We start from the raw sequence: 12646 nt of genomic DNA, 5'->3' as shown, positions 1-12646 counted from the left end.
TTTATAAATCCTTTAACGCTTGAATTAAATCTGCATCTTCATTTAAGATCTTACTAACTTCTTTCTTTACATCCTCTGATACTTCAGGCATTTTTTTAAATGTAATTGACATTCCATCTGGAGCGACTTCTTTGATTACCTGATCTCCAGGCTTAACTTTAAAAATAGCAGTATCTTGCTTAGTTAACCTAATTGCTTCTGAATTTCCTGCTTTAAAAACTTTGGCTGTTTTATTATTTTCTTTACCTTTCAAAAAGTCCATAAGACTACCTCCCAATCATTTTATGTGATTACATTTTATCATTTTGTAGATACATGTGGCGTCATTTAGCCTATAAATAGATGGCTGCAACTAATAGTTGCGTGCTAAGCAATCAAAAAGTGGTTGTCTGCAACCAAGATTTTTTATAAATTAAGATCAATAAAAACAGAAAGGACGATCTATTATGAGATTAGGTCAAAAAATCGCAGACTTGCGGAAAAAGAATAATCTTTCTCAAGAAAGCTTAGCTGAAAAAATGAACGTTAGTCGCCAAGCAGTTTCAAAATGGGAAAGTGAACAATCAATTCCAGATATTGAAAAAATAGTTAATTTATCAGAATTATTTGGTGTAACAACTGATTATCTATTAAAGAGCGGCGAGCCCTCATTTGAGCTTAAAAATGAAGATATTAATGATAAAGATAAATTACCTGTTTTATCTGATGAATTAGTTAAAAAATATTTAACTGCTAGTCAGAAAAGTTCCAAATTACGTGCTTTAGCTATTGCCTTAATTATTTTTAGTCCTGTGTGGATATGTTTTGCATGTATCTTATCTATCTTCTTCGACCACGACAGTCACTATGAAACTCCTCTAACTTTCACAATTTCTCTCAGTGGCTACGTAGCAGCTATTATTACTATTGCCATTGCATTGGGACTTTTTATTTATAGTCTATTAAATATGCGTGAGTTCAAACAAATCAAAAAGCAACACTTTGATTTGACTGAAGAGAGAAAGAAATTAGAATTCACAATTAAATTATTTCACCAAAATAATGATAAATACGTAGTCTTTGCTAGTATTTTAGCCGTTTTAAGTATTATCGGACCAATGATTAATTGGTTCAGTAATTTTTCAAGCTCCAGCATAGGATTTATTATTACCTGGGGAATAACTTTTATAATTTTTAGTGGTGCTTCATATTTATTTACTTTTTATTTATTCCAAAGAAATTATCTTTCTATTTTGATTAAGCATAAAAAGCATTTGCCAATTAAGCTCCACAGATTGTTTGTCTATGGCAGTTGGATTTATGCTTTCTGTGTCCTGGGTATTTTTTATATTACTACTAGACTTCCTTATGGCTTGTATATACCCTTTTTTAATCCTGCACTTTTCATAGACTTCAGTATTATTGTTTACTGTCTATTTACATACTTCTTTATTAAAGAAAAAGCTGAATAATTTACTCAAAAAGCCCGCAAAATAAATTGCGAGCCTTTTTAATTTGATCATATTTATTACGAACAAGTTTTCGATATAATATTTATAGCAGAAAGTTTTATGAGCGGCGGTTGTTTTTCCTCCCGGAGGTGAGGCCTATGGTCAATATACTACAGAAAGGGGTCAACCATGTCGGTTTACGAAAGTATTTCTTTAATGCTTTTGTTTGGTACGTTTGTGTTAGCTCTGCTAACTTATATCGACCACCACAAAAAATAAAAACGCCGCTCTACTTATATAACTTTGGCGAGTTATAGAGCGTCGTTTTCAACGTTTTTTTATAATGTCGACCACCGCTCTTAAAGCGGGCTGCAAGGAGATCATCGGATCTCCTTTTTCTTTACTTAAATTATAGCATATTTTAAAAACTAAAAGCTCGCAAATCTAATTGCGAGCTTTATTTATATATTCTATTATTCCCACTCAATTGTGGAAGGTGGCTTACTGGTAATATCGTAAACTACACGGTTAATATGATCGCATTCATCTACAATTCTTGTAGAAATCTTACTTAATACATCCCATGGTATTTTTGCAAAGTCAGCTGTCATTCCATCAATTGAAGTTACAGCACGGATACCAATAGTGTAGTCGTAAGTACGTCCATCCCCCATAACACCAACTGAACGGATACCAGGAAGTACTGTGAAGTATTGCCAAATATCTTCTTGTAGTCCTGCTTTTTTAATTTCATCACGTAAAATTGCGTCACTTTCACGCACAATCTTAAGTTTATCTTCGGTAACTTCGCCAAGTACACGAATACCAAGACCTGGACCTGGGAATGGTTGACGCCATACTAAGTCATGAGGAATACCTAATTTTTCACCAAGTTCACGCACTTCATCCTTGAAAAGCTTACGCAGTGGTTCAATTAACTCGAAGTGCATGTCCTTAGGCAAGCCCCCAACATTGTGGTGAGACTTGATTGTTTGAGCAGTATTAGTACCTGATTCAATCACATCAGTATATAACGTACCTTGAGCTAAAAAATCAACATCCTTAAGCTTCTTAGCTTCTTCATTAAAGACTTCAATAAATTCCTTACCAATGATCTTACGTTTTTGCTCAGGGTCGGTTACGCCCTTAAGTTTACCTAAAAAGCGCTTTTGTGCATTAACACGAATAATGTTTACACCAAGATCCTTGTTCAAGGCTTGCATTACTTGGTCGCCTTCGTCCTTACGAAGCATCCCATGATCAACAAAAATCGCAGTCAATTGATCACCAATTGCCTTGTGCAAAAGTGTTGCTGTAACGCTTGAATCAACACCACCTGAAAGGCCCAAGATGACTTTCTTATCACCGACTTTTTCACGAATTTCATCAACTTGCATGTCAATGAAATCGTCCATTGTCCAATTAGCTTTTGCATCGCAAACATTGAATGCAAAGTTCTTTAAAATATCTAACCCATATTCTGAATTACGAACTTCCGCATGAAATTGAATTCCATAGAATTTCTTTTCATCATTAGCAATTGCAGAAATTGGGCAGTTCTTACTCTTAGCAGTAACTTTAAAGCCTTCTGGTGCCTTAGTCACTAAATCTCCATGACTCATCCATACATATTGCTCTTTAGGTAAACCTTCAAACAAGACCGCATTTGGATCAGTTACTTCGATATCTGCACGGCCATATTCTGAATTATCAGCCTTTTCTACGTTGCCACCTAAGTCGTAACTCATCAGCTGCATCCCGTAACAAATACCTAAAATTGGAATACCTAGCTTAAAGATTTCAGGATCAACCTTTAATGCGCCTTCATCATAAACACTGTTAGGACCACCTGAAAAGATAATTCCTTTAGGTGCCATTTTCTTAATCTTTTCAATGCTCAAGTCATGAGGCAAAAGTTCTGAATAAATACCAAAATCACGAATTCGACGGGTAATCAGTTGGTTATATTGACTACCAAAATCAAGCACGATAATCTTGTCAAAGTCATTTAGATTAGTCTTAGCCACAATTTTCTCCTTCTAAAATAATTCATCCCTATTTACTAGAAACTTTACTAAGAAAAATTCGATTGGTCAATCATTTCTTTTATCTTTCTATCCCTAAGCATTAAAATAGCGTATTCATTTCTTGATCGATAAAATATAAATAGTCTATACAAACTTCTATTTATATATTAAAGAGGTGATTATCATGTCTAACGAAAATTACATATCTTATTCTGCTACCCAAGATTTCTTATCTGCCAGAAGACGCAGTTCTACATTAATTGCTAGTGGCGTAATGCTATGTATTTTCTCACCAATTGTCTTATTAATTTTAATTAGTCTTACTAGATTAGACATCTTAACCTGGTCAATCAATTTTGCAACTGGAATTGGAGTAATTGTTTTACTAACTTTTATCGCCACAGCAGTTGCGTTATTCATAGCTGGGAATCGATGGCTTAAAGTTCATGAAAATTACGAATATGAAGACTGTAATCTTTCAAACAATGTAAGAGAAAAAATTATCAAAGAAAACAAAGTCTATGAAAACCAACATATGATTTTTAAAATTATTGGCATTACTTTTTGCATTTTGTCTGCTATTCCGTTAATGAGTGGCGCCTTATTTGTAGATGCACTTGCTAGCAGTAGACTTGATGACTTAATGACTGGCTTTTCTTCAGCGACGCTTTTACTCGTTGGCATTGGCGTCTTTTTCTTAGTTAAAACCAATATCATTCATGATAGTTTCAATATTATCTTACAACTTGATGACTACACAAGTGAGAAAAAAGCTGGTAAAAAGTTGATTGAAAAATACGCAACTATTTACTGGATGATAATTTCTTTTATCTATCTTGCTTATAGTTTTTTAAGTAATAACTGGAACCAGAGCTGGATCATTTGGCCATTAGCTGGAATTGCATATGGAATCTTTGAAGCAGTCATGTCGCTAAAAAAGAAAAAAGCAGTTTCAGAATGATTCATCGCTAAAAAGGCACTTGTGTTCGGAAAATGATTCTGCTACACTCTAAATATCAAAATATCTATATATCGTCGTAATAAGGTCGACAGTTTCTACCCGGAACCAATTAATTCTGGACTATAGGTAATCGATGTCATAAGTAGCACTACAATAGACTTCTTTTACCCTAAATTCACGGGTAGAAGAAGTCTTTTTTATGCAGGAGGAACAAATTGAAATTACTTGAGGAACGGATTCGCAAAGATGGTGAAGTACTAGATGGTGACGTCTTAAAGATTAATTCTTTTCTTAATCATCAAGTCGATCCGGAACTTATGATGCAAGTAGGAGCAGAATTCAAACGTTTATTTGAAAACGAAAAAATCACTAAAGTTCTTACCTGCGAAGCTTCAGGAATTGCACCTGGTATTATGGCAGCTTATCAATTGGGTGTTCCAATGGTTTTTGCAAGAAAGAAAAAGCCATCTACTCTCAATGATGCCGTTTACTGGGCCGATGTATTTTCTTATACAAAAAAGGTTAACAATAAAATTTGTGTTGAAAAGAAATTTTTAAGTAGTGATGACCATTTATTAATTATCGACGATTTCTTAGCACACGGTGAAGCTGTTAAGGGAATGCTTAATATTGCCAGGCAAGCAGATGCATCTGTAGCAGGCGTCGGCGTGGTAGTAGCCAAAGAGTTCCAAGGTGGTAGCGACTGGGTTAAAGAACATGGCTATCGTCTTGAAGCCCTAGCTAGAATTGCTAACTTTGAAAATAATCAAGTACATTTTGTAGGAGAAAAATAAATGAAGCATATGCAAGTTAACCACAAAAAAGCAGCTTTATTAGGATTGCAGCATTTATTGGCGATGTATTCTGGAGCTATCGCTGTTCCTCTTTTAATTGGTACAGCCTTAAAATTTAACTCCACACAAATGACTTATCTAGTTTCAATTGATATTTTTATGTGTGGTTTAGCCACTGCACTGCAGCTCTTGCGTAATCGCTACTTCGGAATTGGCTTGCCAGTTGTCTTAGGATGTGCAATTCAAGCAGTTGCTCCTCTTCAAATGATTGGTAAGAAATTTACTATCGGAACGATGTATGGCGCTATTATTGTCGCAGGTATTTTCGTCTTCTTAGTAGCAGGATATTTTTCAAAAATCAAAAAATTGTTTCCACCAGTTGTAACTGGAAGTTTAATCACAGTTATCGGGCTTTCTTTAATTCCAGTATCTATCCAAAATCTTGGCGGAGGAAATTCTGCTGCTAAGAGCTTTGGTGATCCCAAAAATCTTTTAACTGGTTTTATAACTGTAGCAATTATTTTGGCATTACAGGTTTGGGGCAAAGGATTTATCAAATCAATTGCTGTTTTAGTTGGATTAATTGCGGGAACTCTAATTGCAAGTATGCTTGGAATGGTATCACTAACACCAGTTGCACAAGCTTCTTGGTTCCACTTACCACAACCATTTTATTTCGGTATGCCACAATTTGAGTGGTCATCTAGCTTAACCATGATTATCATTGCACTAGTTTCAATGGTTGAATCAACGGGTGTTTTCTTTGCTATTGGGGACTTGCTCCACAAAGATATCTCAAGCGATGACCTCAAGAAGGGCTACCGTGCTGAAGGATTAGCTCAAATTCTCGGTGGTATCTTCAACACTTTCCCATATACTACTTTTTCTCAAAATGTTGGTTTGCTTGAATTATCAGGCATCACCACTAAACGACCAATTTACTGGGCATCTGGATTTTTAATGTTAATGGGACTATTACCAAAATTTGGTGCTTTAGTAACTATTATTCCTGATTCTGTCTTGGGCGGTGCAATGCTAGTAATGTTCACTATGATCGCCGTCCAAGGAATGCGGATGCTCAAGCGAGTTGATTTCGATGATACTCGCAACATCTTAATCGTAGCCATTTCAATTGGTTTAGGATTAGGTGTTACTGTTTATCCGCAAGTTTTCCAATCTTTACCTGAAACTGTTCAGTTATTCCTTGGAAACGGTATTGTTGTAGCTAGCTTAAGTGCTACTATCCTCAACCTCCTCTTTAAAGGAAAATCTGGCTTAGAAGAGCAGCATATCCCTGCTGCACCAGAAAAAATTGAGGTACAACACTAATTAAAAATTTTTCTTAAAACCACACAAAAAGGACTTGGAATTTTCCAAGTCCTTTTTACTTACTTAAGTTAATCCTACGATCAAATAATTGAACCATTTCATCAGTTAAATTATGCGCGATAAAGACTACCGTTGCAGGTTCTTTAAGAATATTTTTTAGAATTTGCTCTGTCGCAACCGAATCTATTGCTGAAGTACCTTCATCAATTAAGATAATCTTACTGTTATATACTTCAGTTCGAGCCAAAATTATTTTTTGTCTTTGCCCTCCAGAAAGATTATTTTTATCTAGATCTACAACGGTTTTAATACCATCAGGGAACTTTTCAAAGTCTGTTGCTAACTGAACCTTTTGTGCCCAATTCGCTGCCTTTTTATTCAGTCTACTATTAAACATCGTAATATTATCTTCAATTGTTCCTGGAAAAACAACTGGATCTTGTGGAATATATCCAATTTGTGAATAATCAGGATTGAGAATCTTGCCTAGCTTATCTTTAAAAACAATTTTACCTTGAGTAGGCTTTATTTCATTTAAAATCATTTTGAACAGCGTTGACTTACCTGTTCCACTGTCACCACTTAAAAGTACTTTTTCTCCAGCTTTAATCTGAATATCAGGATACTGGATTTTTTCACCATTAGGATACTGAAGAACTAAACCATGAGTAGAAAGAGTGTCAAAGTTTGTTAGAGAGCCTTCTTTTTTCTCTGAATTTGGTAACTCTTTAATTTCTTTCATTACACTATCTGCTAACGATCTAGTTGACTTAATTGAACCAATCTGTGAAGTAACATTAACAAGCTGAGAAAAAATTAAGCTAGAAAAATTCGCAATACTCATAAGGGTACCAATAGTTAACTGATGATTCAATACTAATAATCCAGTTGCCAGAAGAACAGCTCCTTGAGCAACCATATTAGCAGTATAAGTGAGATTACGTAATTCAACAGATTTTTTATCTCGAATTACTGTGGCTTTTTCTAATCCTGAAGAACTTCTAGCTAAGGCAGCAGATAATTTTGTCCTTGACCGATATCTTTGTAAAACTGCTAGCCCTGCTAACCATTTTTCAATGGTATCAATATACTTGCTATAGTTAGAGGAAACTTCATTTGTTGCTTTTTCTAATTGCTTAGACAACAAATCTGGCAAATAAAGCATAATTACTGCTAAAACTAAAATTAAACAAAGCAGCCAAAAATTAAAAGTTAAAACTACATATGCAGAAAATACTAAATCAACTACACAAAGGACTACATTAGATACTGGATCTAAAGCTTGATCGCTAATAATTTTTAGATCATTTGTTAATCTATTTTGCATATTAGATAGCTTATCTATAGATGTACTTTCATAATAATGATTTATAAGTTTTTTCCTTAAACTATGAAAATATTCCTGCTCCTGTTTTGCAAAGAGATAACCAGCTGAGAATTGTAATACTCTACCACCAGCTGATGCGATTGTTATTACAACAATCCATAAAATAAATTTTTTAGTATCAAGACTTTTTAAGGAATCAGTCGCAGGAGTTAAGCCATAGCTTCCATAAGCAACTAAGGCCCCGCCAATAACAGTCGAAACAATAAAAATAAAAGTATATTTATAATTAGACTTAAAAAATGATTTTATCATTAGCTAATTCACCTCAGTTTCCCAATTGATAGATTATATTTTACATTAAGTTTTATTAAATTCAACAAATATTTTCATTTTAAATTAATAATCAGCTATGTTTTTTGCATTATTTCGGTTACAAAGCAAAAAGGTTGATAATATCGTTGTTCTTAAACAAAATACTATCAACCTTTTTATCTTTAAATTATTTTTCTATTTTCAAAAACTTTAAACATCAATTACAGATACTTCTGCACCTAATTGACGCAACTTTTGCTCAATTCTATCATAACCACGCAAAATGTTACCTGCGTTTGAAATGATAGTCTCGCCATCAGCCATTAAACCAGCTAGCATTAAACATGCTCCTGCTCTAATTTCACCTGCGCTGACGTGTGCTCCATGTAAATGATGAGTTGGGTGAACTAAAATAATATTATCTTCAACATGGATGTTTGCACCCATCTTTTGAAGTTCAGGAATATGTCCTACTCGCTTAGGATAAATCTGATCAATTACTACACCCTCACCCGTCTTAGCGGTTAAAAGAAGTGGAGTAATTGGTTGCTGCAAGTCAGTTGCAAATCCTGGATAGACGTCGGTTCTAACCTGAACCATCTTTAAGTCACCTGCTGGATACACATAAAGTGAATCTTCGTCCGCATCAATTACTACACCCATCTCTTCTACTTTTGCTAAGTATGAATCAAGGTGTTCTTCAATGATATTATGAATTCTAATTCCATCACCAATGCATGCAGCTAAAGCCACGTAGGTTCCAGCTTCAATTCGATCAGGGATAATAGTATGCGGAGTTTGAGCTTTTAACTCTTCTACTCCCTCAATTCGAATTACATCAGTACCAGCACCACGAATAACGGCTCCCATATTATTTAAAAATGTTGCTAAATCAATAATTTCTGGCTCTTTAGCTGCATTTTCAATAATAGTTTGTCCCTTAGCCATTACGCTAGCCATAATTATGTTCATTGTTGCGCCGACAGACGGCATCTTTAAATGAATTTTTGCACCACGAAGCCCAGTCTTAGGAGCTGTGATGATAATTTGATCGTTCTCATTTTCAACAGTTGCGCCTAGTGCTTCAAAACCTTTAATGTGTTGATCAATAGGACGAGGGCCAATATCATCGCCGCCTGGAAAGCCTACTACAGCTTTACCAAAACGACCTAACAATGCACCCATAAAGTAGTAAGAAGCTCTCAAACTCTTAATCTTACCTGCTGGAAGGGGACTACGCTTAATGTCATCAGGATTTATCCGTAAAGTGGTTTCGTGAAAATCACACTTCACATCCATTTCACTAAGCAGATCCATCAAATTATCTACATCAGCAATTCGCGGAACCCCTTCTAGGGTAACAGGAGTCCGCGAAAGTATTGACGCTGGAATCAGTGCTACAGTGGAGTTCTTAGCACCGCCGATCCATACGTCGCCCTTCAGGGGCTTTCCACCATGAATAATCATCTGTTTCATTGGGGAAACAATCCTTTTCTCTATTTGTAATACCCAAATGTATCACAAAATATATTAAATGAAAAACGCAAAAAAAACAAGAGAACCCGTGTATTATGGCCCTCTTGTTACCGAAATTTAATTTTTGAAAAGCCTAATTAAAATGTTGTGCTGGAAGACCACTAGCTGCACCAATAAAGGCTTTGAATAAACCCTCTGGTCTTTGTGGACGACTTAAAAATTCTGGGTGGTATTGAGCTGCAATGAAGAATTTCTTATCTGGAATTTCAATAATTTCTACTAAGTGGTTATCTGGAGAAACGCCGGAGAAGACCATGCCAGCCTTTTCAAAAGCTTCACGATAATCGTTGTTAAATTCGTAACGGTGACGGTGTCTTTCTTGAATAACATCTTGATCATCATAAGCTGCGCGAGTCTTGGTACCCTTCTTTAAAGTTGCTGGGTATAACCCTAAGCGAAGAGTTCCACCGATATTTTCTTCGTCACGCTTGTCAGCCATGATATCAATGATATTATTCTTAGTTTCTGGATCAGCCTCTGCACTATTTGCATCTTTTAATCCAAGTACATCTCTAGCAAATTCGACACTTGCCATTTGCATACCTAAACAAATACCCAAGAAAGGAATGTCATGTTCACGAGCATACTTAATTGAAGTAATCATTCCTTCAAGACCACGTGTACCAAAACCACCAGGTACAATTAAACCGTCAGAACCTTCCATGATTTCTGCAATATTATCTTCAGTGATATCTTCTGCTTGAACTTTATTAACTTTAATCTTGGTATCGTACAAGTAGCCTGCGTGTTGCAATGCATCAGTAACTGAAATATATGCATCTTCAAGCTCTACATACTTACCTACTAAAGTAATAGTAGTTTCGTGTTTCAAGTTCTTTGCACGCTCATCAAGCTTCTTCCAAGCCTCCATATCAGCTTCTGGCTTTGGACTTTCTAAATGTAAGAAATCGCAAACCTTTTGATCCATCCCTTGTGCTTGAAAGGCAAGTGGTAAATCAAAAAGTGAAGGAGCATCAATAGACTCAATAATTCGATCTACTGGAACATCTGTAAAAGTTGAAATCTTATTCTTTAAATCTTGAGGTACTGGTTTTTCTGCTCTTAAAACAAGCATATTAGGTTGAATACCAATACTTCTAAGTTCAGCAACTGAGTGTTGAGTTGGCTTAGTCTTCATTTCGTGAGCTGCATGAAGATAAGGTACTAAAGTACAGTGGATGTACATTACATTTTCTTCACCAACTTCACGACGCATTTGACGAATTGCTTCCATAAATGGAGTTGATTCAATATCGCCTACTGTACCACCAATTTCAGAAATAATTACATCTGAATCAGTCGTTAAGGCAGCACGCATGATCTTTTTCTTAATCATGTCAGTGATGTGTGGAATCACTTGAACAGTTGCACCATGATAGTCACCGCGACGTTCTTTATCAAGTACTTCTTGGTAAATCTTACCTGTAGTCACGTTAGAATATTTACTTGTTCTAACATCAACAATTCTTTCGTAGTGACCCAAATCAAGGTCGGCTTCAGTACCATCATCAGTAACGTAAACTTCACCGTGTTGATATGGATTCATTGTACCTGGGTCAATGTTAATGTAAGGATCGAACTTTTGCATGGTAACCTTTAAACCACGATTTTTAAGTAAGCGTCCTAAACTTGAGGCTGAAATACCTTTACCTAATGATGAAACAACCCCACCAGTTACAAAAATATACTTTGTCATGCCGTGCTTCCTCTCTTTTCTTTTATTATTCGTTAAAATCAAAAAAAGCTCCCAAGTTCATGGGAGCTTAAATGCACACAGAGTGCCCATACAAAATACTAAAGGGAAATTCTCTTCCCGTCAAGTACTTTAATCGTCATCGTCATCAAGATCATCTTGATGAAGTTCTGATAATTGTCCTTCGATACCGTCATCTAATTCATTGTCGTCAGCATCGTCAAGATCATCATCTGAGTAATCATCTTCATTATTGTCGTCGTCATCAACGTCCAAATCTTCATCTTCTGGATCATCTGAATCATAGTCAATAATGTCATCATCGTCAGAATCACCAATAAAGGCATTAACCTTCTTGTGGTGCTTCTTACGTGGCACATCATCTTCATCTTCTGGATGGTTTACTTCTTCATCAACAGATTCATATGGGAACCAAGAACGCAATGCCCAAACATTATCACCCATTGAAATGAATTCACCATCAGTGTTCATATCAGTGTAAAATTGTGGCAAACGCTCACGAATTTCTTCGTCACTCTTACCCAGAAAGTTCTGGACGGCGTTAACGATATCAGCAAAGGCCATTCGCTTGCCGCTATCTTGTAAAATTGCACGAGCAACTTCGATCATTGACAATTCGTCTTTATTTTGGCCTTTAAAATCATCTAACCCCACAGTGGCACGTCCTTTCACGTAATCAATTTATCTAAATTTGCTAAAGATCTGTTACTTCAATCTTTATTGCATAGTTACCTACTAAGTATAGACCAGAAAAGAGATCATATTCAACTTTAAGTTGCATCTTTCCTGGAGAAATTTTGGAAAAATCTAATTTATTGGTCAAAGATACTAAATCCATTTGCTTACCAGCAGCCATAACTTTACATTTTTGTTTCTCTCCTGGTTCAAATTTCATTAATGTATGATCGCCTTTAATATCTCCTCGCTGCATTACTAATTCATTTGGCTTAATTAATAGTTTAACCTCAACGTCGCCTTCCTTGTTTTTTTCGTTATACTTTAATCGCCAATTATTACCAATTCTTTCAAGGCTTCCCAAACCTTCTCTTTCAAAAACAGCCGAATCATCTTCTTGATGAATTTCACTGGTAATCTTTATCTCAACTTCTTTATTCATTATTTTCACCTTCATCCATGCTAAGATAGCCTTACAGTAGCATTATTGTTATAATCAAGTTAATTAAGAGTTAACCGATTATTTTATTATCCGAGAAAA

The 12646-nt window shown here is 35.5% G+C and carries 12 protein-coding genes and 1 riboswitch; of the genes, 5 read left to right on the top strand and 7 right to left on the bottom strand.

Annotation, left to right across the window (positions count from 1 at the left end):
• Position 1: 1 nt before the first annotated feature.
• The gene (locus LpgJCM5343_RS01180; RefSeq protein ID WP_101890944.1) at positions 2–262 is read right to left on the bottom strand and encodes an AbrB/MazE/SpoVT family DNA-binding domain-containing protein; all 261 of its coding nucleotides are present in this window, start codon (positions 260–262) and stop codon (positions 2–4) included.
• 184 nt (positions 263–446) lie between these two features.
• Between LpgJCM5343_RS01180 and LpgJCM5343_RS01175 the strand changes: the two genes are divergently transcribed.
• Positions 447–1451 (top strand): helix-turn-helix domain-containing protein, encoded by a 1005-nt coding sequence (locus LpgJCM5343_RS01175; RefSeq protein ID WP_101890943.1) that lies wholly within the window; start codon positions 447–449, stop codon positions 1449–1451.
• Between the two features lie 168 nt (positions 1452–1619).
• Positions 1620–1709: a putative holin-like toxin gene (locus LpgJCM5343_RS01170; protein WP_077410116.1), complete on the top strand. Its 90-nt coding sequence runs from the start codon at positions 1620–1622 to the stop codon at positions 1707–1709.
• A 194-nt stretch (positions 1710–1903) separates the two neighbouring features.
• On the opposite strand, the gene guaA is transcribed toward LpgJCM5343_RS01170, so the two are convergent.
• Positions 1904–3457, bottom strand: a complete 1554-nt coding sequence (gene guaA, locus LpgJCM5343_RS01165) for a glutamine-hydrolyzing GMP synthase (protein ID WP_101890942.1) — start codon at positions 3455–3457, stop codon at positions 1904–1906.
• A gap of 184 nt (positions 3458–3641) precedes the next feature.
• On the opposite strand from guaA, the gene LpgJCM5343_RS01160 reads away from it, so the two are divergent.
• The 3 genes from LpgJCM5343_RS01160 (at position 3642) to LpgJCM5343_RS01150 (ending at position 6541) form a co-directional block, all read left to right on the top strand.
• A complete protein-coding gene (locus tag LpgJCM5343_RS01160) occupies positions 3642–4418 on the top strand; it encodes a beta-carotene 15,15'-monooxygenase (RefSeq protein ID WP_077959383.1) in 777 nt (258 codons plus the stop codon).
• A gap of 44 nt (positions 4419–4462) precedes the next feature.
• Positions 4463–4561, top strand: a riboswitch (purine riboswitch).
• 72 nt (positions 4562–4633) lie between these two features.
• Complete coding sequence (locus LpgJCM5343_RS01155) at positions 4634–5212, top strand: xanthine phosphoribosyltransferase (protein WP_077959382.1); 579 nt, start codon at positions 4634–4636, stop codon at positions 5210–5212.
• Entirely contained in the window at positions 5213–6541 is a 1329-nt protein-coding gene (locus LpgJCM5343_RS01150; protein ID WP_020806561.1) for a nucleobase:cation symporter-2 family protein, read from the top strand. It abuts the gene before it with no gap.
• A gap of 55 nt (positions 6542–6596) precedes the next feature.
• On the opposite strand, the gene LpgJCM5343_RS01145 is transcribed toward LpgJCM5343_RS01150, so the two are convergent.
• From LpgJCM5343_RS01145 to LpgJCM5343_RS01125, 5 genes are all read right to left on the bottom strand, one after another.
• Complete coding sequence (locus tag LpgJCM5343_RS01145; protein WP_101890941.1) at positions 6597–8180, bottom strand: ATP-binding cassette domain-containing protein; 1584 nt, start codon at positions 8178–8180, stop codon at positions 6597–6599.
• Between the two features lie 210 nt (positions 8181–8390).
• Positions 8391–9656: a UDP-N-acetylglucosamine 1-carboxyvinyltransferase gene (locus LpgJCM5343_RS01140; protein WP_020806562.1), complete on the bottom strand. Its 1266-nt coding sequence runs from the start codon at positions 9654–9656 to the stop codon at positions 8391–8393.
• 133 nt (positions 9657–9789) lie between these two features.
• The gene (locus tag LpgJCM5343_RS01135) at positions 9790–11412 is read right to left on the bottom strand and encodes a CTP synthase (protein ID WP_003649518.1); all 1623 of its coding nucleotides are present in this window, start codon (positions 11410–11412) and stop codon (positions 9790–9792) included.
• Positions 11413–11541: 129 nt separating this feature from the next.
• On the bottom strand, positions 11542–12084 hold the full coding sequence (gene rpoE, locus LpgJCM5343_RS01130; RefSeq protein ID WP_003655719.1) for a DNA-directed RNA polymerase subunit delta: 543 nt from the start codon (positions 12082–12084) through the stop codon (positions 11542–11544).
• Between the two features lie 40 nt (positions 12085–12124).
• Positions 12125–12547, bottom strand: coding sequence for a YwiB family protein (locus LpgJCM5343_RS01125; RefSeq protein ID WP_174705292.1), 423 nt, complete (start codon positions 12545–12547; stop codon positions 12125–12127).
• Between the last annotated feature and the right edge of the window lie 99 nt (positions 12548–12646).

Source organism: Lactobacillus paragasseri (assembly GCF_003584685.1).
GTDB classification, from domain to species: Bacteria; Bacillota; Bacilli; order Lactobacillales; family Lactobacillaceae; genus Lactobacillus; species Lactobacillus paragasseri.
Note: the sequence above shows the minus strand (reverse complement) of the source record. Positions and strands in the feature narration are given on the sequence as shown.